We start from the raw sequence: 25,155 nt of genomic DNA, 5'->3' as shown, positions 1-25,155 counted from the left end.
ACGGAATCTCACGCATTAGGAAAGTCAAAGTGTCAAAATGTAAAGACGGGGATGTGGGGCGTCAGCTCGACAACGGTGATTCCCTTCAAGTCTCAATCGAATCGGGCTGAAAACCGTCGAAGTCAAACTTGAATGAAATCTTTTTCCGTGTGAGCCCTGGGACTGAAAATGTACTTACATGGTTTTACGGCTGCTCCCTTATCCTTTGGCTTCCTGATACATGAAGCGCTTGATGCTCTTCTTGGCGGTTTTCTCGAACTCCTCGAAGTGTATCTTCACCTTGGTTATCTGGCAGTAGGCGGGCAGTTGGAGGTTCAGTTCGTTGCGGTTGTCCTCCATGGCCTTCGCTATGTCGTCCGGTTGCAGGCCGTGGGCGTAAGCGTCGTCGAAATCGGGGTAGATGAGTGCCACCAGCTTGTCTTTCTGCAAGACTATCAGCGACTCAGCCACGTAGGGCATGTTGTTCAGCTTGCTTTCAATCTCTTCGGGATAGATGTTCTGTCCGCTGGCCGTGAGCAGCATGTTCTTGCTGCGGCCGCGCACGGTGACATAGCCGTCGGCATCCATCGTGCCCAGGTCGCCCGTGTGCAGCCAGCCGTTGACGTCGATAATCTGCGAGGTGGCCTCCTCGTTCTTGTAATAGCCCAGCATCAGGTTCTCGCCCCGGCAGATGATTTCGCCCGGCACGTTCTGCGGGTCGGGAGAGTCTATCTTCACCTCCATGCGGCTCGTGGCCTTGCCGCACGAACCCAGCTTCAGGGTCTCCCAGCGGCTGGAGCAGATGATGGGGCCGCACTCCGTCATGCCGTAGGCAATGGTATAGGGGAAGCCGATGGACTTGAGGAAGCGCTCTACGTCGGCATTGAAGGGCGCGCCGCCGATGATGATTTCGTCGAAGTTGCCGCCGAAAATTTCCATCGCCTTCTTGCAGGCGTCGGCCTTGATTTTGTCGTTGATGATGGGCATGCGCAGCAGCAGCTTGCCTATCTTGTTGTCAATGCGGGGCAGGATGTTCTTCTTGATGATTTTCTCCACGATGAGGGGCACGCACGAGATGACGCGCGGCTGAATCTCGGCAAATGACTGCGCGATGATTTTAGGCGACGGCATACGGGTCAGGAAGTAGAGGTGGGCGCCTGCCGAGAAGCCGTAGAGAAAGTCGTAGACCATGCCGAACACGTGGCCCAGGGGCAGCATGGACACCATGTGGTCGCCCGGCCGGACGGGAAGCATTTCGTGGCAGTAGGCGATGTTGGACCACAGGCTGCGGTAGGGGAGCATGACGCCCTTGGAGTAGCCCGTCGTGCCCGAGGTGTAGTTGATGATGGCCAGCTCCTCGGGCGACTCTTCCTTGCGGTAACGGATGTGTTCGGGGCGGAAGTTCTTGGGGTAGCGTGCGCCGTAGATGGCGTTGCGGTTCTCCAGCGCTTCCTTCAGGCGCTCGTTGCGGCACACCACCAGCTCAAAGTCGGGGAACTGGACAATGCCCTGAAGCAGCGGCATGGCCTCTTCGTTGAGATATTCCCAAGCCTGGTCGCCCACGAACAGCAGCCGGGCTTCGGAGTGGTTGACGATGTTGTGGATGTTGTCTGCCTTGAACTCGTGCAGGATAGGGACGATGACCGCCCCGTAGGTCAGCGTGGCCAGGAACGTAACCGCCCACTGGGAACTGTTGCGTCCGCATACGGCAATCTTGTCGCCGGGCCTGATGCCGGCGCTCTCAAACACGATATGGAATTTGGCTATCTTGCGGGCAACGTCCTTGTATTGCAGGGTTGCTCCTTTGTAATCTGTCAGGGCGTTTCTGTCCCAGTTGCGGATAATGCTTTGTTCAATGTAGTCTATGAACCCTTGTTCCTGTTTCATCTGTCCAATCTGCACACATTAATTAAAACCGTGCAAAGATAGGGCTTATACCAATGCGAAACAAGCGGTTCCATAAAAAATAATGGAACCGCCTGCCGGAGGGGGAAAGGGGCGGGAGCCCGGCCTACTCCTTGTTCTTCTCGGAAATGAGCAGCAGCTTGTCGCCCACGTGCAGCTTCAGCGTGCCGTTGGGTATCAGGAACTCGTTCTCCCGCTTCACAATCATGACCAGCGTCCCCTTGGGCAGGTTCATGTCCTTCAGGGTGTTGCCGTTCTTCAGCGTTTCTTCGGTGACGGTCATGTCGCGCAGGTCGGAGTCAATCTCCTCGGGCAGCTCCACGCCGAAGTCGTTGCCCGTCTTCTCCAGCGGCATGGACAGGCCCAGGGCACGGGCCATACGCGAAACGGTGGTGCCCTGGATGACCAGCGACACGATGGTGATGAAGAAGACGATGTTGAAGATGACCCCTGCGCCGGGAATCTCCTCCACCACCGGATAGGTGGCGAAGATGATGGGGACGGCCCCACGCAGGCCCACCCACGAGATGAAGACGCGTGACTTGAAGTTGATTTTCTTGAACGGAAGCAGGCAGAGGAACACGCTGAGGGGCCGGCCGACGAGTATCATGAAGACACCTATCAGCAGGGCTACGGCAGCCACCTCCAGCATCTCGTGCGGGTTGACCAGCAGACCCAGGCAGAGGAACATGATGATTTGGAAGAGCCACGTCAGTCCGTCCATGAAGGTATAAATCTCCTTGCGGTACATGATTTTGGCATTGCCCACCATGATGCCGGCGATGTAGACCGCCAGATAGCCGTTGCCCTTCAGCAGGTCGGTAATGGAGAAGGTGAAGAAAACGAACGACAGCAGCAGGATGGGGTAGAGGGCCTGGTTGTCAATGTTCAGGCGGTTCAGCATCAGGATGGCCAGCTTGCCCAGCAGGTAGCCCGCGGCGCCGCCAACGATGAACTGCACCACGAACGAGCCCAGTATCTCGGGAAGTCCCATGCCGCCCGACTGGATGACCTGTATCAGGACAATGGTCAGCATGTAGGCCATGGGGTCGTTGCTTCCGCTCTCCAGCTCCAGCAGCGGGCGCAGGTTGTGCTTCAGGTTCATCTTCTGCGAGCGCAGGATGGCGAACACCGAGGCCGAGTCGGTGGACGACATGCTGGCGGCCAGCAGCAGGCTGGTGAGGATGGGCTGGTGCAACTCGGTATTCATGGTTCCTGACAGCCACCAGATGAACAGTCCCGTGAACACGGTGGTGAGCAGCACGCCTGCCGTAGACAGGACAATGCCCGGTGCCATGATGGGCTTGATTTCGGTCAGCTTGGTGTCCATGCCGCCCGAGAACAGAATGATGCTCAATGCCACCATGCCGATGAACTGCGCCTCCTTGGCGTTGTGGAACTGAAGGCCGAGGCCGTCGCTGCCGAACACCATGCCGACCACGAGGAACAGCAACAGGGTAGGAACCCCGAAGCGGTAGCCCGTCTTGCCTACCACGATGCTGACGAAAAGCAAGACGGAGCCGATAAGTAGGATGTTTTCTGCTGTAAATAACATAACGGTTGTGTAATGAAGTTAGTAAATAGAGGGATTGGATGTCAATCGGTCGCAAAGTTAGGCAATCTGCCTTACAATTGCAAGCCGGCCGGGGAAAGACTTGCCGCACGCCGGGCTCCTGTCTTCCCGGAAGGCGGAGGGCGGGAAGGCTGCGGAGCCGCAGGTCGTCTCATCGGTATGAGAACGCCTTTCTCATGCTTGTGAGAACGTTTTTCTCATACCGATGAGAATGTCCTTCCCATGCCGGTGAGAAGCCCTGTGGCATACTGATGTCACTGCCCATGACTCCTGTATGTCTTGGGTTGTGACACGCAGGAGTCACAACCTGTGACACACGGGAGTCGCAATCAGTGACACGCCGTTGTCACAGCCTGTCACTCTCCGATGTCGGCTGCGGCCTTGTCGGCAGGTCTGCTTCGGGTTCCTTTGCGGGTGACGGCCGGGTCAGTCGAACTGCATGACGAAGGTGGTCTCTCCGCCTGGCAGCAGGGTGAGGCTGCCGCCTGAGACGCGCATGATCTGGCGCGAGATGCTCAGTCCGATGCCGCTGCCTTTCTCCTTGGTGGTGAAGAAGGGGATGAAGATGTGCTCCGCTATGTCGGGCGGAATGGCGGGGCCGTTGTTGGATATTTCGATGAAGAGAGTCTCCGCCTCGTCGCAGTAGGCGCGGATGCCGATGCGGCCCTCGTCGCGGCTGTCCGTGCGGCTCGTGATGGCCTGTACGGCGTTCTTCAGCAGGTTGGTGACTACTTGGGCTATCAGGTTCTCGTCGGCGTGGAGGATAAGGTCGTCCGGCGTGATGTCCGTCTCGAAGCGGATGCCTGCGTCGGGATACTGGTGGCGGGCCAGTTCTACCATGCGCTCAATGAAGTCCTTGACGTAGAACAGACTGGGCTCGGGGGTGGGGATGCGGGTGAAGCGGCGGTAGGACTCCACGAAGGCCAGCAGGCCCTTGCCCGTGTTGCTGATGGTCTGCAGGCCGTTGCGCAGTTCTTCGTGCGTGGCGGCTTCGGGCACCAGTGCCAGCAGGGTGTCGCTGAGCGAGGTGATGGGGGTGACGGCGTTCATGATTTCGTGGGTCAGCACGCGGGTCAGCCTGACCCAGGAGTCGATTTCCTTCTCGTCCAGCTCGCTGTTGATGTCGTTCAGGGCCAGGATGCGCAGGTGTTCGTTGTGTACGGTGATGTCGCTTACACGGACGGACAGGTTGACCGTGGCCCGCTCGTTGCTGAACGCCGCCTGCAGCCGGTCGCCCGGACGGCACGAGGCGATGGTCCTGGCCAGGCGTGCGTCCACACGGTTCAGCTGGGACACGTGCGTCAGTATGTCCAGCCCCAGCAGGCGCAGGGCTTCGCCGTTCTTCTGGTAGACCGCCCCGTTGTCGTTCAGCACCAGCACGCCCGTGCCGATGCAGTCCAGTATCAGCTCGTAGTACTTCTCCCGCTGGGCGGTCTCCGCCTTTACATTATATAATATGTGTGCCACGCGGTTCAGGGCACGGTTCACCAGGCGGTCGTCATCGTAGTCTCCGCCTTCGGCAAAGTGGAGGGTGTTGTCGTTGTTCTCGATGGCGTCCAGCAGGAAGAGTACCCTGCGGGTGTGCCTGCGGTAGTGCCTGTGCTGCCAGACCAGGGTCAGAGGCAGCAGCAGGGTGAAGAGGAGGGCGGCAGGCAGCGGATTGCCTGCCCGGTGGAAGCCGTGGACGGCGTCGAGCACCGTCAGTGTCCAGAGTGCGCCTGCGGCCAGGGCCGTCAGCACGCACACCGTCAGGCGGAAGGGATAGGATTGTCTCAGGTCTTTCATGGCTTCTCGGTGGTCAAGGGTCAGAGTCCGTACTTCTTCATCTTGTTGTAGAGGGTCTGGCGGGTGATGCCCAGTTGCGAGGCTACGGCGGATAGGTTGCCTCCGCACGTCTCCAGCGCCTTCCCTATCATCTTCATCTCCATTTCCTCCAGGGTGGAGACCGCTGTGTCGGCGGGTGCGGAGTGGCGGGGGAGTTGGAAGAGGGAGGCTGAAATCAGGGTGCCGTCGCAGATGATGACCGCCTTCTCGATGGCGTGCTCCAGCTCGCGGATGTTGCCGTGCCATGTGTGTCCCCGCAGCACGTCCGCGGCTTCGTCCGTCAGGCCGAGCAGCGGTTTGCCGTACCGGTGGCAGAAGCGGGCGATGAAGCGTTCGGCCAGGGGCACGATGTCTTCGGGGCGCCGGCGCAGGGCGGGTATCTCCAGGTGGATGGTGTTGATGCGGTAGAGCAGGTCTTCGCGGAACTCCTTCTTCTTCACCATCTCGGGCAGGCTGCGGTTGGTGGCGCATATCAGGCGGATGTCCACGGGGATGGGCGTGTTGCTGCCCACGCGCACCACGCTGCGCCGCTGGATGGCGGTCAGCAGTTTGGCCTGCAGGTGGTAGGGCAGGTTGCCTATCTCGTCCAGAAAGAGGGTGCCGCGGTCGGCGGCCTCGAACTTGCCGGGGCGGTCGGCGCGGGCGTCGGTGAAGGCTCCCTTCAGGTGTCCGAACAGTTCGCTCTCAAACAGGCTTTCGGCCACGGCGCCCAGGTCCACGCTGACCATCGGCCGGTCGCGCCGGGCGGATAGGGCGTGAATCTCGCGGGCCAGCATTCCCTTTCCCGTTCCGTTCTCGCCCGTGATGAGGATGTTGGCGTCCGTGCAGGCCACCTTCTCCACCAGCGTCTTCAGCTGCTGCATGGCCGGGCTGTTGCCCCAGTACATGGAGTCCTCGTCAGCTGCCGTTTCGCCTTTCTTAGGCTTCTCCTTTCCATGCGGCGCGCTTCCTTGGGCGGCCGCGGTCAGGGTCTCCACTATCTTCTGGTTGTCCCAGGGCTTCACCACGAAGTCCGTCGCTCCCTCCTTGATGCCTCGCACGGCCAGCTCGATGTCCGCATAAGCCGTGAACAGCACCACGGCCACGGCGGGCTTCCTGCGCTTGATTTCGTGCAGCCAGTACAGTCCCTCGTTGCCTGTATTGATGCCTGCGGTGAAGTTCATGTCCAGCAGCACCACGTGCCACTCCTCCTCATCCAGCACGGCGGGCAGGCTGACCGGCGAGGAGAGGGTGCGGATGTCGTCAAAGTGAGGCTTCAGCAGCAGTTGCAGGGCTGTGAGCACCCCTTTGTTGTCGTCTACTATCAGTATGTTACCCGATTTCTTCATATATATCCATCATGTTTGCCGGACGCAAAGATAAAGGAAAAACTTGAAATCTCTTCCGTTTTGCCAAAGAGGCTCGGAGGCGGTGTCAAAGAGGCTCGGAGGTGATGCCAAAGAGGCTCTTTGGCAAAAGCGGGCAGGCTGCGTGCTTCAGAACAGTTGCAGCTTCACTCCGAACGAGAGGCAGAGATAGTCGTGCGGCCGCAGGTAGCGGTTGGTGAAGGCACTGACTACGTAGAGGTCACATGTGCTGACCTCGTAGAACAGGGTGACGGCACGTGCCGTGACTCGGTAGCGTGCCGGGATGGTGTAGGTCAGCCGCTGTCCGAGGAAAACGTGGATGCGCACCTTGGACGAGAAGCCGTAATATCCCTGCGGATAGCGCTCCGGTTCGTGTACCCAGAACTCGTCGCCGAACACCGTGTTCAGATACAGGCCGCAGGTCAGGGGCTCCGCGGAGAAGTCGCTTTCTCCGATGGGCAGCTTCCAGGGGATGTAGTTCTGCTTCACGGTGAAGGTCAGCTTGGTGCGGTTGGAGTCATACTTGGGCAGGATGCCGAAGAGCAGGTCGGTCTCCCACTGGTTCCGCTTTCCGTAGTCCCATCCCGTACCGACAGACAGCAGTCCCATGTTGCCGGCAAACTGCAGCTTGGTGTGCGTGGGTATCAGCACCTCCCAGCGGCTGCGGTAGCGGTGTACCCGTCGTTCGTAGCGGGTGGAGGAGGCGGAGAGGGTGTCGGCAGGCCGGGGCAGATAGACCGTATCATGTTTCACCACCACAATCGTGTCCCGCTCCTGGGCGGACAGGAGGGATGCCTGACAGGCCGCCGTGCAGCCCACAAGGAAGAGGACGGCGCGCCTCAGGCGGCGTTCAATAGTAGACCACTTCATGCTCATATCCTTCGGGGCTGATGGTGAATACGTTGTAGTTGCGGTGTTTCATGCAGTCGCTCATATAGTAGATGACGCCGTCGCCGAAGAGGTCCATCTCGAACTGGCGGTGCTCGTGGGCGGCGGTGCAGAACTGCAGGCCGGGGTATTGCGTGACGACGTAGTGGAACACCTCGGCCACGTTGTTGTTGAACTCGTCGGCATGGGGACGGACGTGCATGCAGAACACCGTCTTGTCGAACTCTTCCCGGCGGCTTACGGCCTCGTCGGCCATGAACTGGAAGTCGGGGATGGGGTGTGAGTAGTCGAACTCGATGGCGTTGGTGTTCAGGCAGACAAACTTCACGCGGCCTGCAATGAAGGAGAAGTTCGGGTCGCCAAAGATGGCGCGGTAGGCTTCTTTGCCCGTGCCCAGACAGTCGTGGTTGCCCATGAGGGTGACATAGGGCACATTCAGCTTGTTCATGATGTTGCGCTGCCAAAGAAATTCGTCGGTCACTCCGAAGTCGCTCATGTCTCCGCCGTGGACTACAAAGTCGATGTCGTCCCTGCGGTTCAGGTGTTCCACGAAGTCCTCCGTCTCGTCATACCACCGCTGCGAGTCGCCCATGGTGACAAAGCGGATGGTCTCCTTTCCCCGGCAGGCGGCCTCTATCTGTTCGATGTTGTGGGCATTGACTTCCGTTTCGCCGTCAATGCGCACGTCGTAGGGATGATAGTCTATCATGTCGCAGCTCTGAAGCAACAGAAGCCAAAGAAGGGTGTAGAGGGTATATTGCCGTTTCATCAATGTATTAAATAGTATTTAGGGCGGCAAAGATAGTTCTTTTCAAAGGAAGTCGAACGGTCTGTTCCTCGCTTTTTTTGTTCTCATTGTCTGCTCTCAGACAGGATGCGGTGTCTAATTATTGGACACCACTGTCTAATTATTAGACACCGCGCTACAATCCGCAATCCGCCAACCGACTGGTAATAAGCACGAACCCGACTTTGGCACGGTTTCTGCGACAGGATAGGCAGAAACCAATATGCAGATTAAGATATGAGACAAATCCATTACGTCATCCAGACCCTGCTCAGGGGGAAGGGGAGTGTCCTCTTCAAGATCGTTTCCCTGGGTCTTCCGCGACTACGACCGGCTTTATCAGGTGTGGAGCCAGTTCATCATGAACGGTGAAAAGAATGAAGCCCAAAACATGAACATGGGACCGCTGGCAGGTGCCATTCTGGAAAACTTTCCGAAAGAAGTAGAATCTGCCACCTGCACCAACCGCTATCTGGCTTCGTGGCCTCTGTATTACGGTAATACCCATTTCAACGAATCCAAGCTGTGCGCCGATTCGCTCTTCTTCCAGACGATGGGCATCGAAGTGCTGAGCGGCAATCCCGTACAAGACCTTCAGCAGCCCAATGTCATTTATCTGAGTAAGAGTTTGGCCCAAAGAATGTTCGGCGGTGAAGACCCCATCGGAAAGGTCATCAGCTACAATCACGAACGCGATCTGACTGTACGTGGTACGTATGCCGACCTGCCAGATAATACTACCGTCAACGCCGAAGCTGTCATCTCCCTGCCCCCCGCTTGGGCAGCCCAGCAGATGAACTACTCGTGGGATGGAGGCGACTCCTACTTTCAGTACGTTCGTCTGCGTCCGGATGTAGATGTAGAAGCCCTCAATGCCCGTATGGAAAAGATGGCTGAAAAATATCTGCCAGCCCGCGATAGCTGGAGCTACACCGCTTACATCCAGCCCCTGCGCGATACTTTCCGCCAGCAGGATGATGTCCGTCGGATGTTTACCATCATGCTGACACTGGGATTGTCCATTCTCTTCATCACGGCTCTGAACTATGCTCTTATCTCGATTTCTTCGTTGAGCCGCCGAGCCAAGATGGTGGGAGTCCACAAGTGTAGCGGAGCCAGCGGAGGCGGCATCTTTGGTATGTTTATGCTGGAGACGCTGATGGTAGTGGTTTTGGCGCTGGTGGTGATGTTCCTTCTGTTGTGGGGCTTCCGCGACTTTGTAGAAGATACAGCCGCCACCAAGCTGGCCAACCTCTTCTCTGGAAGTCGTTTGTGGGTACCGGCTGCCACGATTGCCCTGCTGCTGTTGGTGGGCGGCGTATTGCCGGGGCGGTTGTTTGCCCGCATTCCGGTGACCCAGGTTTTCCGCCGTTACACCGAAGGCAAGAAGGGGTGGAAACGTCCGCTACTGTTCGTGCAGTTTGCTGGCGTGGCTTTCATCTGCGGTCTGATGTGCATGGTGATGATACAATACCACTTCGTCATGAGCAAGGACATGGGCTTCAGCACCGAGCGCATCGCAGGTACCTACCTGCCCTTCAAAACGGCCAAGGAGTGCGACAACGCCTACAACTTCTTCCGCAGTCTGCCTTATGTCGAAGACCTCTCCTCCGCCTACGGCAATCCGCTGGAAGGATATAGTGGCTGTTTCATTACCGGAGAAAACGGCGAAAGCCTGTTCTCCGCCCGCTTCGACGCTTGCATGAGCAATTATTACGACCTGATGGGCATGAAGCTGAAGGAAGGCCGCCTGCCGCGCGACAACAGTGAGGTGGTGGTGAACGAGACGTTCGTCAGTCTGATGAAGTGGGGAGAGAATGCCGTAGGACAGCTGGTACATACCATGGGTGAGACCGCCACCGTGACGGGTGTACTGAAGGAATTTCAGATTAACGGCTTCTATGTCGAACCGATGCCCTACATCGGCTTTCCTACCAAACAGTTCAACAACGGCCTGCACTTCCTGCTGAAGGAACCTTTCGCCGAGAACCTGCAACGTCTAAAGAAGGATGCCGCCGAGGCCTTCCCCGACAGGACCATCGATTTCACTTCGATGGAAGAGGGGATGAATATGTTGTACAATCCCGTCCGCGTGTTCCGCAACGCCACCGCCGTGGCAGGCGTGGTGATGTTCTTCATCATGCTTATGGGCCTGCTGGGCTACACGGCCGACGAGGTGCAGCGCCGCAGCAAGGAGATAGCCATCCGCAAGGTGAACGGTGCCGAAGCATCCTCCATCCTCGGCCTGCTGGGGCGCGACGTGCTCTGGGTGGCCGGTCCTGCGGTCGTGATTGGCGTGATTGCCTCGTGGTACGTCAACTCCCTGTGGATGGACATGTTCACCGCCCGGGCCTCCATGCCGGCAGGAGTCTACGTGCTGATAGGCCTGGCCGTGCTGGCCGTCATCATCGGCTGCGTGCTGTGGAAGTCGTGGCGCATAGCCAATGAGAACCCGGTGCTGAGCATCAAGAGCGAATAGGCCTCACCCCCGGCCCCTCTCCCGAAGAGAGGGGAGTAGGGGTGGAATATGTACTTTTCTTATAAACTTATAGACTCAAAAACTTAAAAACTAATAACATAATAATAACCCATGCTTTCCCTTCCTCCCCTCGCCTTTGGAGAGGGGTCGGGGGTGAGGCTTTTAAAAACAAGGAGACCCCATTAGCCCCTCTCTTCGGGAGAGGGGTTGGGGTGAGGCTTTATGATCGAAATCAACAACCTTAGCAAAGTATTCCGTACATCGGAAGTAGAGACCGTAGCATTGAACCAAGTGAACCTTCATGTGGACGAGGGTGAGTTTGTAGCCATCATGGGCCCGTCGGGCTGTGGCAAGTCCACCCTGCTGAACATCCTCGGCCTGCTGGATAACCCTACCTCGGGCAGTTATAAACTGTTGGGGCAGGAGGTAGCCGATCTGCGCGAAAAAGACCGCACCCGTGTCCGCAAGGGCAAGATAGGCTTCGTCTTCCAGAGCTTCAACCTGATAGACGAGCTGAACGTGTTCGAGAACGTGGAACTGCCGCTGACCTACCTCGGCGTGCGTGCCGCCGAACGCCGCCGCCGGGTGGAGGAAATCCTGCACCGCATGTCCATCGGCCACCGTGCCAAGCACTTCCCCCAGCAGCTCAGCGGCGGACAGCAGCAGCGTGTGGCCATCGCCCGCGCCGTGGTGACCAATCCCAAGCTGATACTGGCCGACGAGCCGACGGGTAACCTTGACTCGAAGAACGGAGCCGAAGTGATGAACCTGCTGACCGAACTCAACGGCGAGGGCACCACCGTCATTATGGTGACCCACTCGCAGCACGACGCCTCCTTTGCCCACCGCACGGTGCATCTGTTCGACGGAAGCGTGGTGGCGAGCAACAGGAACTTGTAATACGAAGGGATTTAGCGGGAGTTAGAAGGAGTTATCGCCCGCCAAGGCGGGCTTAGGAGTTAAAAGCCGATACTTTTGCATTATGTTATGCTATTGGCCTTTAACTCCCTCTAACTCCTTCTAACTCCCTCTGACTCCCACCCCATCATTAACGAAAGAATATGAGACACCTATACTACACCCTTCAGACCCTGCTCCGCGGCCATGGCGGCACCGTGGAGAAACTGGTATCCCTCACGCTGGGACTGGTGATGGGCGTGCTGCTCTTTGCGCAGATAGCCTACGAACTGAGTTTCGACCGCTTCTATCCGAACCCCGATACGCTGGTCATGTTGCGCATGAGGGAAGTGCGCTAGGGAGTGCCCGAACCCGAATACAACTACGGCACCTACCGCCCGGCGGCGGCCGACCTCAGCGAAGCCTTCCCCGAGCTGGTGGAGAGCGCCTGCCTGACCGCCGCTTTCTGGAAGCCCGCCTTCTACAAGGACGACAAGAAGCTGGAAGACGACATCCAGACCCTCTTTGCCGACACGGCTTACTTCGCCACCACCGGCCTGACACTGCTTCAGGGCAACCCGGACGACCTGAACCTGATGGGCAACGCCTTCATCTCCGAAAGCAAAGCCCGTGAGCTTTATGGTGATGAAAGCCCCATCGGCAAGGAACTTTCCGTGGAGAAGCTGTTCAACGTCACCATCCGCGGCGTCTATGCCGACGTGCCGCGCAACAGCATCATGCCCCACGACCTGCTGCTCTCCATGGCTGCCATGGATTGGGGCTACGGGGCAGGAACATGGGGAACGAACAACTTTTACGGTATCTTGTTCCGACTGAAGCAGCCCGCCGATGTGGATGCGATGAACAGCCGCATCCAGAAGGCCGTGGAGCAATATACCGACACCCACCTGGGCGAGGAGTACAGCGTGCTGCCTTTATATAAGGTATACCGTTCCCTGCCCGACAGTACGCGGCGGCTGGTCATCCTCGGCGTGCTGGGCTTCTCCATCTTCTTCGTCTCCATCCTGAACTATGTGCTGCGCGCGGTGGCCGCCATGAGCCGCCGGGCCAAGCTGGTGGGCGTGCATAAGTGCAGCGGTGCCGACGGCTGGCACATCCTCTCGATGTTCCTTTGGGAGACGGGGCTGCTGGTAGCGGCTTCCATCGTGTGTGGCGGACTGTTGCTGTGGCCGCTGGGCACGGTGCTGCTGCTCTTCCTCGTGGCGGGCGTGGTGCCGGGGCGCATCTATGCCCGCATCCCTGTGACGCAAGTGTTCCGCCGCTACACCGACGGCAAGCGTTCGTGGAAGCGCGGGTTGCTGACGGTGCAGTTCATCGGCGTGGCCTTCATCGGCGGCATGCTGCTGACCACCGTGTGGCAGTACCACGACCTGATGACCCGCAGCGTGGGTTTCCGTGCCGAAGGGCTGGCCGTGGGGACGGTGACGGGCAACATTGAGCGGGCGCAGGGCGTGGCCGACGCCATCCGCCGCGAGCCCTATGTGGAAGCCGTGGCAGGCAGTGGTACCAGTCTGCTGGCCCACTACAGCACCAACCGCCTGACCGACAATCAGGGCAACTTCATCTGCCCCCTGCACTTCACGCTGATGGACAAGGAGATGCCGCAGGTGACGGGCATGACCCTGCTCGAAGGCCACTGGCCGCAGCATCGGGGCGAAGCCGTGGTGGGCCGCACCACGGTGGAGACGCTGAAGTGGGGCGACACCGCCATCGGCCGCAAGCTGCCCGTCGACCCCTCGTGGGCCCGGCTGGAAGAGCAGCCCGTGGTGACAGGCGTGGTGGAGGACGTGCGCAACATGGGCTTCTTCCAGGGGCAGACCTGCACCGCCTTCATCCTGAACGACCGCATCCGCACCTTCAACGTCCGCCTGAAGGCCCCGCTGGACGAGAACCTGAAGCGCCTGAACGCCTTCATCAAGTCCACCTATCCCGACCTGGCGCTGGAGTTCGTCACCTATCAGGACATCCGCCGCGGGCAGAACGCCGGTATCTCCGCCTTCCGCAACACCGTGTGGGTCACCACCGCCTGCATCATCCTCATCGTGCTGATGGGGCTCATCGGTTACGTCAGCGACGAGACGCAGCGCCGCAGCAAGGAGATTGCCGTCCGCAAGGTGAACGGTGCCGAAGCCGCTGACATCCTGCGTCTGCTCTCGCTGGACATCCTCAAGATAGCCGTCCTGGCCGTAGCGGCAGGCATGGCCGTGGCGTGGTACGTCTCCGGCCAGTGGATGCAGCAGTTTGCCGACAGCCATCTGCTCTCGCCCCTGTGGTATGTCCTCCTCGCCCTCCTGCTGCTGGTGCTCGTCGTGGCGGTGGTGGTCTGCAAGGCGTGGCGGATAGCGAACGAAAATCCGGTGCTGAGCATCAAGAGCGAGTAGGGGGGCTCACCCCCGGCTCGGTACGATGCCGTCCACGTGTACGGGCTGACATGCGGACGCACCATGGTGCGTCCGCCCGTGTACATCTACGGACACCGTGCGGCGTGGGAGACGTTGCACGCAACGTCTCTACCATGTGTGTGTATCCGGGCGGGCAAACCCCGCCCCTACATGTATATGCCCGTCAATAATGCGGACGCACCATGGTGCGTCCCTACATTGCCTTCGGTGATTATCCACGTAAACACCCACGTTGTAGGGGCGCACCCCGGTGCGTCCGCCCGTGTACATCTACGGACACCGTGCGGCGTGGGAGACGTTGCACGCAACGCCTCTACCATGTGTGTATCCGGGCGGGCAGACCCCGCCCCTACATGTATATGCCCGTCAATAATGCGGACGCACCGGGGTGCGTCCCTACACGGCCTTCCCATTCCCTCCGCACAGCACTTCCCATTCCCTCCGCACAGCACTTCCCGGGAGCCTCGTTTGAGAGTTGATATACCGTCCGGTATAATTTTATATACCGTACGGTATAAATGATTATACCGAACGGTATAAATATTTATACACAGCGGTATATAAACTGCTTGACGGGGCTTTCACACACTTTAACCCGAAGGGAGGGCGAAGTGTCACGCGGATGGATTATCTTTAGCGGAAACAACGGAAAGGATACGATTATGGCAAAACTGAAGAAACGGGTGGAGTGGGCCGTCCGGCTCCACCGCTACAACCTGAAGGAGGGCAACAACCTGCATCCGCGCGTGGTACTGCGCGGCACGCTCAGCCTCGAAGACCTGGCGCAACGGGTGGAATTTCGCACGCGCGGCCTGTACAAGGCCGAGGAGACGGTGCTTGTGGCGCACAAGCTGATGGAGGCCGCCATCGACGCGCTGGTGGAGGGGTATGCGCTGAATACGTCGCTGGGACGGCTGACGCCCGTGGTGACGGGCATGTGGAGCTTCGCCCGCCTCAGTCCCGAGGCGCGGGCGCAGAACAAGGCGTCCGTGTCCTACGCCCTCAGCCACGAGCTGAAGAAGGCCTTCAGCGACCCGCTGTTCCACGACGAAGTGCCGCCCGACAGGGGGCCCGACATCTACCTGGTGCACGACATGGAGAGCAACTCGGACAACCGCCGCATCACGCCCGGCGGATATATCTGGGTGAAAGGCCGCTTTCTGCTGATGAACGGCGACTCGCCGGAGCGGGGCGTGGAGCTGCTTGAGGCGGAGACGGGACGGGTGGTGCGCCGCTACACGGCGGAGGAACTGGCTCCCGGCGCCACGCGCTCGCACCTCGTGCTGCGCCTGCCCGACGACCTGCCCGACGGGCTCTACCGCCTTGCCGTCACCTCGCAGTGCACCACGAAGCCAACGCCGCTGAAGAAGCCCGTGCGCCGCGTGGCCAACGTCAGGCTGCGGGTGGGAGAGGAGCCTGCGGAGGAAGGAACAGCCGGCGATGACGGACGTACCACAACAGCATGAGGGCGGCGGTGACGAAGGCGAAGAAGTCGCTGACGGGCATGCTGGTCCAGACGCCGTCCAGCCCCATGAACTGCGGGAACAGCAGCAGGCAGGGCAGGAGGTAGAGCAGCTGGCGGGTCAGGGAGAGGAAGATGCTCACCTTGGCCATGCCGATGCTCTGGAAGAAGTTGCCGATGACAATCTGCGCCCCGACGAAGGGGAACGAGGCCACGCAGATGCGCAGGCCGTGGGCGGCCATGTCAATCAGGGGGTCGTCCGAAGTAAAGACGGAAGCCACGAGGTGGGGCATGAGTTCGCAGATGAGAAAACCGCTCGAGGTGATGCAGACACCCGTCACGATGCCCAGACGCAGGGTGCGCTTCACGCGGTCGGGCTTCTGCGCCCCGTAGTTATAGCCTATGATGGGCTGCATGCCCATGGTCAGTCCCATTACCACCATGACGTAGAGCATCAGCAGGCGGTTGATGATGCCGTAGGCCCCGATGGCCATGTCGCCTCCGTGGTTGTGGAGGCTGTTGTTGATGAGGATGACGATGACGCAGGCCGTGACATTCATCAGGAAGGGCGACATGCCGATGGAGAAGATGCTGCCCACGATACGGCGCTGGGGCCGGAGGAAAGCCCGGCGCAGGCGGATGGGGTTGGAGCGTTGCAGGAAGTGGCTCAGCACCCATATCATGCCCAGGAACTGCGAGATGACCGTTGCCGTGGCCGCGCCCCGGATGCCCCAGTCGAACTGGAAGATGAACAGAGGTGCGAGGATGACGTTGCACACTACGGTGGTGAACGACGTCAGCATGGCTTTCTTGGGATGGCCCGTGGCACGCATCACGTGGTTCATGCCTATCATGACGTAGGTGAAGGGCGTGCCCGCCAGGATTATCTGCATGAAGTCGCGGGCGTAGGGCAGGGTCTCGCTGCTGGCGCCGAAAAAGCGCAGGATGGGGTCGAGGAAGAGGAAGGACAGCCCACCGAATACCACGGCATTGATGAGGCAGAGCGACAGCGTGTTGCCCAGCACACGGTCTACACCCTCCATATCTTTCTGCCCCAGGCGGATGGACGAGATGGTGGAGCCGCCCGCCGCCACCAGGTTGCAGAAGGCTGCCGTGAGGTTCATCAGCGGGAAGGTGATGGCCAGACCCGCGATGGCCATGGGACCCACGCCGTGGCCGATGAAAATGCTGTCGATGATGTTGTAGAGCGAAACGATGGTCATTCCGATGATGGCAGGGATGGAGTATTGCACCAGCAGCTTCCCGATGCTTTCCGTGCCGAGTATGTGCGGATTGTTCATAAGCAGGTGGTTAGAGGGTTATCAAACGCAAAGGTACAAAAAAACTTGCAAGGTACGGATACTTTTCAGACCTTTGCACCCGACTTTTGACGTAAAGATATGGATAACAGCAAAACAAATGTAGCCGTCCTCTTCGACTTTGACGGCGTGGTGGCCGACACCGAGACGCAGTACAGCGTATTCTGGCACCGCATAGGCACTGATTATTTGGGCATGGACGACCTGGAAGTGCGCATCAAGGGACAGACCCTGACCTACATCTACGAGACTTTTTTCGACGGGCGGACGGCCGAACAGGCGGAGATAACCGCCGCCCTGGACCGCTTCGAGCAGCAGATGGACTACAGCTTCATCCCCGGCGTGCTCGACTTCCTGGACGACCTGCGCCGTCACGGTGTGCGCACGGCGGTGGTCACCAGCTCCAACGGGAAGAAGATGGAAGCCGTGCGCCGCGTGCATCCCGACCTGGACAGCCTCTTCGACCGCATCCTGACGGCAGAACTGTTCACCGCCTCGAAGCCTGCCCCCGACTGTTTCCTGCTGGGTATGCAGGTGTTTGGTTCTGAGCCTGATACGACCTGGGTGTTCGAGGATTCCTTCAATGGCCTGCGGGCCGGACTGGCGTCTGGCGCCAATGTGGTAGGTCTGGCCACGACCAATCCGCGCGAAGCCATCGCTCCGTTGTGCCACGCCGTGATAGACGACTTCCGGGGCTTCACCTACGGGCGGATGCTGGAGGTGAGGCGCGGCTGACGGCACGCATTAATTCCCCCTGCCTGTGTACCAATAACCAAAAAAGCTGTAACTTTGCAGCCGGTTTTTCAGAATAATAACCCTATAAATAATAAGTAAAATGGCTGGATATATTTCAGACGACACTCGTAAAGTGACTACTCATCGCCTCGTAGAGATGAAGCAGAGAGGCGAAAAGATATCAATGCTGACGGCATACGACTACACCATGGCACAGATTGTGGACGGTGCAGGCATAGACGTCATCCTGGTGGGCGACTCGGCCTCCAACGTCATGGCGGGCAACGTGACGACCCTGCCCATCACGCTGGACCAGATGATTTACCACGGCAAGTCGGTGGTGCGCGGCGTGAAGCGTGCCATGGTGGTGGTGGACATGCCCTTCGGCTCCTACCAGGGCAACGAACTGGAAGGCCTTGCATCGGCCATCCGCATCATGAAGGAGAGCCACGCCGACGCGCTGAAGCTGGAAGGCGGCGAGGAGATTATCGGCACCGTGAAGCGCATCCTCAGCGCAGGCATTCCCCTGATGGGCCATCTGGGCCTGATGCCGCAGAGCATCAACAAGTACGGTACTTACACCGTCCGTGCCAAGGACGAGGCCGAGGCCGAGAAGCTGGTGCGCGACGCCCACCTGCTGGAAGAGGCCGGCTGCTTCGCCCTGGTGCTGGAGAAGATTCCCGCCGCGCTGGCTGCCCGCGTGGCCCGCGAGCTGACCATCCCTGTCATCGGCATCGGTGCCGGCGGCGATGTGGACGGCCAGGTGCTGGTATGCCAGGACATGCTGGGCATGAACAACGGCTTCCGCCCTCGTTTCCTGCGCCGCTATGCCGACCTGCATACGGTAATGACGGACGCCATCAGCCGATACGTGTCCGATGTGAAGAACTTAGATTTCCCGAATGAGAAAGAACAGTACTGATAAACTTTTCAATGCAAATCTGGGACTGATGTGTGTCACCAACTTTTTGGTGTATGCATCGGTCTATATGATGCTGGCAGTGCTGCCGCTGGCCCTGGCCGACAAGGCGACGGCCATCTATCCTGCCTTCATAGCGGGCATGGTGGCAGTGGGGCCGCTCCACGCCTATCTGGCAGACGCACTGAAGCGGAAGCATGTGCTGCTATTTTCCGTAGCAGGCATCGCCCTGACAATGGCGGCTGCCTCACATGCAACCGAAGCCTGGTATTGCTGGGTGGCATTGCTGCAAGGGGGCTGCTTCGCACTGGCTACAGGGGCTGGCACCACCATCAGCATAGACATCACACCTTCAGGGCACCGCACAGGAGGCAACATGTTCTTTGCCCTGTGTGGACGGATAGGCATGGTAACAGGTATGATGCTGGGAGTATGGGCTTTCACCGCCTGTCCTTCGGCACAGCTTTTCTACATAGCTGTTGCCCTCAATGGAATAGCGCTGCTACTGGCGGCTTGGGTCTATGTTTCTTTTCGCGCTCCCATTGGTGTACGGCTGTTCAGTCTCGACCGTTTTTTATTGGCGCGCGCCTGGTTGCCAGCCATCAACGTAGGCATATTGGCATTCGCATTCGGCATGGCCTCGGTATTCCTCACTAATCGGTCTGTGGAGAATGGAATCGTTTGGATGTTGCCCCTGTTACTTTTGCCGCTAATCACTCCGCCGTTGGTAAAGATGTTTGTTAAGCTCTCCCATCACTGCCAACGGGCCACAGGCAACATGACTTTTAACCTGTTGCTGGATATAGGTATGGTGGGCGGCATTTGGACAGTGTGTGGCATGAATGACGGAAACGAAGTTTGCAAACTGGGAATCGGATTGTTGCTGTTGGCGTTGCTGATGTTCGTTTTCGTCACACGTTCCTATTACAAGAAGAAACGGGTCAGATAAGGTACAAAAATAATCAACCCGACAACAATCGCCGCCAGAGCGCATACCAACACCGCTCCGGCGGCGATGTCTTTTACCTGCCCTGCCAATGGATGCCGCTGGGGCGACACGAGGTCCACCAGCCGTTCGATGGCGGTGTTGAAGAGTTCGGCGGCTATGACCACGCCGATGCAGATGACGATGGCCGTCCACTCGCCGGGCGTGATGCCCAGTACAAAGCCTGCCGCCACCACGCAGACGGTCACAATGAGGTGGAAGCTGAGGTTCTGCTCCCTGCCCACGCAACAGCGGATGCCCTTCCAGGCATAGCCGAAGCTGCGAAGCTGTTTCTTGAAGTTGTAGTGCATATAATCTATTGTTTATTCAAGGAGTTAAAGGGAGTTAGAGGGAGTTATCGCCCGCCTGGGGCGGGCTCTGGAGTTAAAAGCCAATACTTCGGTAATGGATTTCATTAACAAGAGTATTGGCCTTTAACTCCTTGAATGGAGCGAAGTGGAGTGATAACTCCCTCTAACTCCCTTTAACTCCTGAAGTTTCAGTTTCTCGCCACCTGCTTCACCCCCTTCACCGTACGCAGTTTCTTGATGAGAGCCTCCAGATGGCCCGTGTCGCTTACCATGACGGTGAGAGTTCCCGAGAAGAGGCCGTCGTTGGACTCTATGCCAATACTCCGCAGGGTGATGCCTGTCTCCTTGGAGATGATGGAGGTGATGTTGGTAACGATGCCTATGTCGTCATGGCCCACAACGCGCAGGGTGATAGGATACTGGGTACCTACGGCCTTACCCGCCCAACGTGCCTTCACAATGCGGTAGCCGAAGCGTTCGCGCAAGTCGGTGGCATTCGGGCAGTCGCAACGGTGTATCTTGATGCCGCCCGTCACACTGACAAAGCCGAACACATCGTCGCCATAAATGGGGTTGCAGCACTTGGCCAACTTGAATTCCAATCCTTTCAGGTTCTGGTCTATCACCAGGATGTCTTCCTTGCCTCCGCTCTCTTCGGGTGGAGTTGCATGAAGGTTGTATCCTTCGGCACTGCGGTAGACAATGTCATCGTGTGTGTCGGTTTCCCGTTTCTGCTGCTCTATGTATTTGTCCAGTACCTCGTTAATGTCCAACGTCTCGTCGGCAATAGCCTGGTAAAAGTCGGTCACGACCTTGAAGCCGAGCCGCTTGATGAGCCGCATCATGATAGATTCGTCATACTCTATCTTGCGGTTTCTGAACTTTCGTTCCAGCATTTCTTTGGCAAAGGCATGTTGGCGCACGGCCATTTCCTTCAGAGCCTGACGTATTTTGGTACGTGCCTTTGAGGTAGTGACGATGTTCAACCAGTCCTGCTTGGGAGTCTGCGTGTTCGAGGTCATGATTTCTACCTGGTCGCCGCTGTGCAATACCTGCTTCAACTGTACATTCTTGCCGTTTACCTTGGCACCGATGCACTTGCATCCCAGTTTGCTGTGTATATGGAAGGCGAAGTCCAGCACCGTAGCTCCCTTGGGCAGCTTGAAAAGGTCACCTTTGGGAGTAAAGACAAACACCTCGTCCTCGTAGAGATCCAGTTTGAACTGGTCCATGGTCTCCATCCCGCTGCTGTCCGAGTTCTCCAATGCTTCGCGCACCGAAGTCAGCCATTCATCCAGTCCGCTTTCGCCCTTGATGCCCTTGTAACGCCAGTGGGCAGCCAGACCCCGTTCGGCAATCTCGTCCATGCGTTCGGTGCGTATCTGTACTTCCACCCACTTGCCTTCGGGCCCCATCACAGTGATGTGCAACGACTCGTATCCATTACTCTTCGGTACGGACAGCCAGTCGCGCAGCCGTTTGGGATTGGGCTGGTACATGTCTGTCACGATGGAGTACACCTGCCAGCATTCCTGCTTTTCCTTCTCTTTGGGCGAATCCAGGATGACGCGGATGGCAAACAGGTCGTACACACCCTCGAAGGGGCACTTCTGCTTCTTCATCTTCTGGTAGATGGAGTGGATGGACTTGGTACGGCCCTTGATATGGAACTTCAGGCCGGACTCTTCCAACTTCTTCTGCACAGGGGCGATGAAAGAGGCAATGTAGCGGTCACGAGAAGCCTTGGTCTCGTTCAGTTTGTCCTTGATGTGGTAGTAGACTTCCTTCTCGGTATATTTCAGCGAAAGGTCTTCCAGTTCCGACTTCAGCTTGTAGAGTCCCAGTTTATGGGCAAGCGGAGCATACAGATAAGCAGCCTCGGCGGAAACCTGCCGGCGTGCTTCGTCGTTCTCGCAGTCCTTAATTTGGCGCATGATGTTGACACGGTCGGCTATCATGATGAGGATGACCCGCATGTCTTCGGCAAAGGAGAGCAGCAGATTGCGGAAGTTCTCCGACTCGATGGTGGGGCTTTTGGTGTAAAGGTCATGGACCCGTATCAGTCCACGGATAATGCCTGCCACGTCCTCGCCATAGTCGCGCTGCACCTGTTCGATGGTATAGTTGCCGCATCTCACAGAGTCGTGCAGCATCAGGCCCAGGATGGATGCCCTCCTCATTCCTATTTCTTCGGCCACGATGACCGCTGTCTGCATGTCCTTAATGACGGGGTTCAGTCCGAAAATGTCCCTCTGTATCAGATTGCTCTGTATTGAATTGATGAGATGAGTCTTCAGTTTCCTGCAATCGTCCTTCTGAAGCGTTTCGCCGGAGAGTTGCAGCAATTTGCGGTAGAGCATGAAGAGTTGCTTCTTCTCTTCAGCCGTGAAAAATCCAACAGTTTCCATAATCATCCATATTTTATGGTGTAAAGGTACTTTTTTTCTTCTTTTTCCTTACAAAGCTTGTGTTTTTTTTATACATTTGGCCATCAATTAATAAAAATAGTATTATGATAACACCGCAAGACAAAGAATTGCTCGCCCAAAAAGGCATTTCTGAAGAACAAATCGCCGATCAATTGGCAAGTTTTGAAAAAGGATTTCCCTTCCTGAAGCTTTATGCCGCCGCATCGTTAGAAAATGGCATCCTGGCTCCTGAACCAGAAGCACAGGAAAAATATCTGGATGCATGGACTGCCTATACACAAACCGACAAGACGGTTGTCAAGTTCGTTCCTGCATCGGGTGCTGCCAGTCGCATGTTCAAGAACATGTTTGAATTTCTTGGTGCCGACTACGATGCACCTCAGACAACCTTCGAGAAGACCTTTTTTGAACAAATCGATAAATTCGCCTTCTATGACGACCTGAATGCCGCTTGCCAGAAGAACGAAGGCAAAGACATTCCGACGTTGATAGCTGCCGGCAACTACAAGGCCGTGGTGGCCGCATTGCTCCAAGCAGCCGGACTGAACTACGGCTCATTGCCCAAAGGCCTGCTGAAATTCCATAAATATGAAGGCGGAAGCCGTACTCCTCTGGAAGAGCATTTGGTGGAAGGTGCACTTTATGCCGCCAACCGAAACGGGAAGGTGAACGTACACTTCACGGTTTCGCCCGAGCATCGAGAACTGTTCAAGGCCCTGGTAGACGAAAAAGCCGCCACATACAGCAAAAAGTATGGTGTGGACTATAACATTTCCTTCTCCGAACAGAAGCCCAGCACTGACACCATTGCTGCCGATATGGAAAACAAACCTTTCCGTGACAATGGCAAGTTGTTGTTCCGTCCGGGTGGCCACGGGGCCTTGATTGAGAACCTGAACGACCTGGATGCAGATGTCATCTTCATCAAGAACATTGACAATGTAGTACCAGACAAGCTGAAAGGTGACACCGTGCTCTACAAGAAGTTGATTGCCGGCGTACTGGTCACTCTGCAACAACAGGCGTTCGCTTACCTGCAACTGCTGGACAGCGGTAAATATACCCACGAGCAGGTGTTGGAAATTCTGCAGTTCCTGCAAAAGAAGCTCTACTGCAAGAATCCCGATACGAAAGACCTGGAAGATGCCGAGCTGGTCATTTATCTGAAGAAGAAACTGAACCGACCGATGCGTGTCTGCGGTATGGTGAAGAATGTAGGCGAGCCCGGCGGAGGTCCGTTCCTGGCATACAACAGCGACGGCACCATTTCTCTTCAAATCCTTGAAAGTTCGCAGATTGACATGAAGGATCCCGAGAAGAAAGAAATGTTTGAGAAGGGTACACACTTCAATCCGGTTGACCTGGTATGTGCCGTACGCGACTACAAAGGCCATAAGTTTGACCTTGTGAAGTACGTGGACAAATCCACCGGTTTCATCTCCTACAAGTCAAAGAACGGAAAAGACCTGAAAGCTCTGGAATTGCCGGGACTGTGGAACGGCGCCATGAGCGACTGGAACACCATCTTCGTCGAAGTGCCCCTCAGTACGTTCAATCCGGTAAAGACAGTCAACGACCTGCTGAGAGAACAACACCAATAAATCCCCTTTAAACCATTATCATTCACCCCGGGTGTGCCGGTCAGCAAACGCTGTCGGCACACCTTTTTTATTTCTGCCCCGTCCCTAAACAAATGCTTCCGGGAATTGTTTTCTATCCAACATAGATACAATTAGATGAAGAATATTTTGGTTAGCGGCGGAGCCGGCTTCATAGGCTCCCATTTATGCAAGCGGTTGATAGAAGACGGACATCACGTCATCTGCCTCGACAATCTTTCTACCGGCTCAAAAGACAACATTGCCTCCTTGAACACCTCTCCCCGTTTTGAGTTTGTACAACACGACGTGGAAATCCCCTACATTTTGAAAGAAGTGGACGAAATCTATAACCTGGCCTGCCCGGCATCGCCCGTCCACTATCAGAGCGACGCCGTGAAAACCATCCGCACTTCAGTGCTGGGAGCCATCAACATGCTGGAACTGGCTAAGCTGACCAAGGCCAAAATTCTTCAAGCCTCCACCAGCGAAGTCTATGGAGACCCCATGGTGCATCCGCAGGTGGAAAACTATTGGGGAAACGTGAACCCGGTGGGCATACGTTCATGTTATGACGAAGGCAAGCGTTGTGCCGAAACGCTGTTCATGGACTATCACCGCCAATACGGCGTACGCGTCAAGATTGTCCGTATCTTCAACACTTACGGCCCGAACATGCAACCCAACGACGGGCGTGTCATCTCCAACCTGGTCATACAGGCACTGACAGACCAGGACATAACCATCTACGGTTCAGGTAAGCAGACCCGTAGCTTCCAGTACATAGACGACCTGGTTGAAGGAATGATTCGGATGATGGACACCGAAAATGACTTCACAGGGCCGCTCAATTTGGGCAATCCACATGAATTCTCCATTTTGGAACTTGCCAAGAAGGTGATTGAGCAGACGGGATCGCAATCCCGGCTTGTTTTCAGTCCGCTGCCTCAAGACGATCCACGTCAGCGGAAACCGGACATTGAACTGGCCCAAAGCAAACTGCACTGGCAGCCTGTAGTGAAACTGGATGAGGGTTTAAAGCATGTAATCGAATATTTTAAGAAATATTGCTTCTGTCCGGAATGTTTTTAGAACGGCTGTCAAGTTTTGTGCTTGCGGAATGAAGAACAACGCATCTTTTCAAAGGTATAAAGTTGGAAACAAGCAGGCTGGAAAAAAGTTCCAATGGTTGTCATGACAATGAAACTAAAAGTTTCAGATTTGTTTCATCCGTTGAAACCATCGGTTTCATTGCTTGAAACTACTGGTTTCATTGCTTGAAACTACCGGTTTCAT

Annotated in this window: 18 protein-coding genes and 1 pseudogene; 10 read left to right on the top strand and 9 right to left on the bottom strand. The window is 57.0% G+C overall.

What is annotated here, in order from left to right; translation table 11 throughout:
* Positions 1 to 198: 198 nt before the first annotated feature.
* The 6 genes from Q1Y74_RS05700 to Q1Y74_RS05675 form a co-directional block, all read right to left on the bottom strand.
* Positions 199 to 1,866: an AMP-binding protein gene (locus Q1Y74_RS05700; protein WP_300812794.1), complete on the bottom strand. Its 1,668-nt coding sequence runs from the start codon at positions 1,864 to 1,866 to the stop codon at positions 199 to 201.
* A 124-nt stretch (positions 1,867 to 1,990) separates the two neighbouring features.
* Positions 1,991 to 3,439: a potassium/proton antiporter gene (locus Q1Y74_RS05695; protein ID WP_300812792.1), complete on the bottom strand. Its 1,449-nt coding sequence runs from the start codon at positions 3,437 to 3,439 to the stop codon at positions 1,991 to 1,993.
* Positions 3,440 to 3,883: 444 nt separating this feature from the next.
* Positions 3,884 to 5,242, bottom strand: coding sequence for an ATP-binding protein (locus Q1Y74_RS05690; protein WP_300812791.1), 1,359 nt, complete (start codon positions 5,240 to 5,242; stop codon positions 3,884 to 3,886).
* A 20-nt stretch (positions 5,243 to 5,262) separates the two neighbouring features.
* The gene (locus Q1Y74_RS05685) at positions 5,263 to 6,609 is read right to left on the bottom strand and encodes a sigma-54 dependent transcriptional regulator (protein ID WP_300812789.1); all 1,347 of its coding nucleotides are present in this window, start codon (positions 6,607 to 6,609) and stop codon (positions 5,263 to 5,265) included.
* Between the two features lie 147 nt (positions 6,610 to 6,756).
* The gene (locus Q1Y74_RS05680) at positions 6,757 to 7,503 is read right to left on the bottom strand and encodes a hypothetical protein (RefSeq protein ID WP_300812786.1); all 747 of its coding nucleotides are present in this window, start codon (positions 7,501 to 7,503) and stop codon (positions 6,757 to 6,759) included.
* Complete coding sequence (locus tag Q1Y74_RS05675) at positions 7,478 to 8,284, bottom strand: metallophosphoesterase (protein WP_300812784.1); 807 nt, start codon at positions 8,282 to 8,284, stop codon at positions 7,478 to 7,480. Before Q1Y74_RS05675 ends, Q1Y74_RS05680 begins: the two co-directional genes overlap by 26 nt.
* Positions 8,285 to 8,539: 255 nt before the next feature.
* Here Q1Y74_RS05675 and Q1Y74_RS05670 point away from each other — a divergent pair.
* From Q1Y74_RS05670 to Q1Y74_RS05650, 5 genes and pseudogenes are all read left to right on the top strand, one after another.
* Positions 8,540 to 10,781, top strand: a pseudogene (locus tag Q1Y74_RS05670) (ABC transporter permease).
* Between the two features lie 222 nt (positions 10,782 to 11,003).
* A complete protein-coding gene (locus Q1Y74_RS05665) occupies positions 11,004 to 11,681 on the top strand; it encodes an ABC transporter ATP-binding protein (RefSeq protein WP_300812781.1) in 678 nt (225 codons plus the stop codon).
* Positions 11,682 to 11,842: 161 nt separating this feature from the next.
* Entirely contained in the window at positions 11,843 to 12,037 is a 195-nt protein-coding gene (locus Q1Y74_RS05660) for a hypothetical protein (protein ID WP_300812779.1), read from the top strand.
* Positions 12,038 to 12,040: 3 nt separating this feature from the next.
* Positions 12,041 to 14,080 carry an ABC transporter permease gene (locus Q1Y74_RS05655; RefSeq protein ID WP_300812777.1) on the top strand — a complete coding sequence of 680 codons (2,040 nt, stop codon included), beginning with the start codon at positions 12,041 to 12,043 and terminating at the stop codon, positions 14,078 to 14,080.
* A 683-nt stretch (positions 14,081 to 14,763) separates the two neighbouring features.
* A complete protein-coding gene (locus tag Q1Y74_RS05650) occupies positions 14,764 to 15,567 on the top strand; it encodes a DUF4469 domain-containing protein (protein WP_300812775.1) in 804 nt (267 codons plus the stop codon).
* Here Q1Y74_RS05650 and Q1Y74_RS05645 read toward each other — a convergent pair.
* A complete protein-coding gene (locus tag Q1Y74_RS05645) occupies positions 15,494 to 16,864 on the bottom strand; it encodes an MATE family efflux transporter (protein WP_300812773.1) in 1,371 nt (456 codons plus the stop codon). The genes Q1Y74_RS05650 and Q1Y74_RS05645 overlap by 74 nt on opposite strands.
* Positions 16,865 to 16,963: 99 nt before the next feature.
* Between Q1Y74_RS05645 and Q1Y74_RS05640 the strand changes: the two genes are divergently transcribed.
* The 3 genes from Q1Y74_RS05640 to Q1Y74_RS05630 all read left to right on the top strand — a co-directional run bounded on the left by Q1Y74_RS05640 (position 16,964) and on the right by Q1Y74_RS05630 (position 19,485).
* The gene (locus Q1Y74_RS05640) at positions 16,964 to 17,617 is read left to right on the top strand and encodes an HAD family phosphatase (protein ID WP_300812771.1); all 654 of its coding nucleotides are present in this window, start codon (positions 16,964 to 16,966) and stop codon (positions 17,615 to 17,617) included.
* 100 nt (positions 17,618 to 17,717) lie between these two features.
* Positions 17,718 to 18,539 carry a 3-methyl-2-oxobutanoate hydroxymethyltransferase gene (gene panB, locus Q1Y74_RS05635; RefSeq protein WP_300812770.1) on the top strand — a complete coding sequence of 274 codons (822 nt, stop codon included), beginning with the start codon at positions 17,718 to 17,720 and terminating at the stop codon, positions 18,537 to 18,539.
* Positions 18,520 to 19,485: an MFS transporter gene (locus Q1Y74_RS05630; protein WP_300812768.1), complete on the top strand. Its 966-nt coding sequence runs from the start codon at positions 18,520 to 18,522 to the stop codon at positions 19,483 to 19,485. The genes panB and Q1Y74_RS05630 overlap by 20 nt, the downstream gene beginning before the upstream one ends.
* Here Q1Y74_RS05630 and Q1Y74_RS05625 read toward each other — a convergent pair.
* Entirely contained in the window at positions 19,461 to 19,832 is a 372-nt protein-coding gene (locus Q1Y74_RS05625; protein ID WP_300812767.1) for a diacylglycerol kinase family protein, read from the bottom strand. The two genes, Q1Y74_RS05630 and Q1Y74_RS05625, sit on opposite strands and share 25 nt — an antisense overlap.
* A 188-nt stretch (positions 19,833 to 20,020) precedes the next feature.
* Positions 20,021 to 22,240, bottom strand: coding sequence for a RelA/SpoT family protein (locus Q1Y74_RS05620; RefSeq protein ID WP_300812766.1), 2,220 nt, complete (start codon positions 22,238 to 22,240; stop codon positions 20,021 to 20,023).
* Between the two features lie 104 nt (positions 22,241 to 22,344).
* On the opposite strand from Q1Y74_RS05620, the gene Q1Y74_RS05615 reads away from it, so the two are divergent.
* Together Q1Y74_RS05615 and Q1Y74_RS05610 are read left to right on the top strand one after the other, a co-directional pair.
* Positions 22,345 to 23,862: a DUF4301 family protein gene (locus tag Q1Y74_RS05615; RefSeq protein ID WP_300812764.1), complete on the top strand. Its 1,518-nt coding sequence runs from the start codon at positions 22,345 to 22,347 to the stop codon at positions 23,860 to 23,862.
* A gap of 135 nt (positions 23,863 to 23,997) precedes the next feature.
* Positions 23,998 to 24,951: a UDP-glucuronic acid decarboxylase family protein gene (locus tag Q1Y74_RS05610; protein ID WP_300812763.1), complete on the top strand. Its 954-nt coding sequence runs from the start codon at positions 23,998 to 24,000 to the stop codon at positions 24,949 to 24,951.
* The last annotated feature ends 204 nt before the right edge of the window (positions 24,952 to 25,155 follow it).

This window comes from uncultured Bacteroides sp. (genome assembly GCF_949298305.1).
In the GTDB taxonomy this organism is placed as follows: domain Bacteria; phylum Bacteroidota; class Bacteroidia; order Bacteroidales; family Bacteroidaceae; genus Bacteroides.
Note: the sequence above shows the minus strand (reverse complement) of the source record. Positions and strands in the feature narration are given on the sequence as shown.

Excerpts from the sequence above, each read along its gene's own strand:
- Q1Y74_RS05700 (WP_300812794.1), bottom strand. The coding sequence starts at position 1,866 with ATGAAACAGGAACAAGGGTTCATAGACTACATTGAACAAAGCATTATC.
- Q1Y74_RS05695 (WP_300812792.1), bottom strand. The coding sequence starts at position 3,439 with ATGTTATTTACAGCAGAAAACATCCTACTTATCGGCTCCGTCTTGCTT.
- Q1Y74_RS05690 (WP_300812791.1), bottom strand. The coding sequence starts at position 5,242 with ATGAAAGACCTGAGACAATCCTATCCCTTCCGCCTGACGGTGTGCGTG.
- Q1Y74_RS05685 (WP_300812789.1), bottom strand. The coding sequence starts at position 6,609 with ATGAAGAAATCGGGTAACATACTGATAGTAGACGACAACAAAGGGGTG.
- Q1Y74_RS05680 (WP_300812786.1), bottom strand. The coding sequence starts at position 7,503 with ATGAGCATGAAGTGGTCTACTATTGAACGCCGCCTGAGGCGCGCCGTC.
- Q1Y74_RS05675 (WP_300812784.1), bottom strand. The coding sequence starts at position 8,284 with ATGAAACGGCAATATACCCTCTACACCCTTCTTTGGCTTCTGTTGCTT.
- Q1Y74_RS05665 (WP_300812781.1), top strand. The coding sequence starts at position 11,004 with ATGATCGAAATCAACAACCTTAGCAAAGTATTCCGTACATCGGAAGTA.
- Q1Y74_RS05660 (WP_300812779.1), top strand. The coding sequence starts at position 11,843 with ATGAGACACCTATACTACACCCTTCAGACCCTGCTCCGCGGCCATGGC.
- Q1Y74_RS05650 (WP_300812775.1), top strand. The coding sequence starts at position 14,764 with ATGGCAAAACTGAAGAAACGGGTGGAGTGGGCCGTCCGGCTCCACCGC.
- Q1Y74_RS05645 (WP_300812773.1), bottom strand. The coding sequence starts at position 16,864 with ATGAACAATCCGCACATACTCGGCACGGAAAGCATCGGGAAGCTGCTG.
- Q1Y74_RS05640 (WP_300812771.1), top strand. The coding sequence starts at position 16,964 with ATGGATAACAGCAAAACAAATGTAGCCGTCCTCTTCGACTTTGACGGC.
- panB (WP_300812770.1), top strand. The coding sequence starts at position 17,718 with ATGGCTGGATATATTTCAGACGACACTCGTAAAGTGACTACTCATCGC.
- Q1Y74_RS05630 (WP_300812768.1), top strand. The coding sequence starts at position 18,520 with ATGAGAAAGAACAGTACTGATAAACTTTTCAATGCAAATCTGGGACTG.
- Q1Y74_RS05625 (WP_300812767.1), bottom strand. The coding sequence starts at position 19,832 with ATGCACTACAACTTCAAGAAACAGCTTCGCAGCTTCGGCTATGCCTGG.
- Q1Y74_RS05620 (WP_300812766.1), bottom strand. The coding sequence starts at position 22,240 with ATGGAAACTGTTGGATTTTTCACGGCTGAAGAGAAGAAGCAACTCTTC.
- Q1Y74_RS05615 (WP_300812764.1), top strand. The coding sequence starts at position 22,345 with ATGATAACACCGCAAGACAAAGAATTGCTCGCCCAAAAAGGCATTTCT.
- Q1Y74_RS05610 (WP_300812763.1), top strand. The coding sequence starts at position 23,998 with ATGAAGAATATTTTGGTTAGCGGCGGAGCCGGCTTCATAGGCTCCCAT.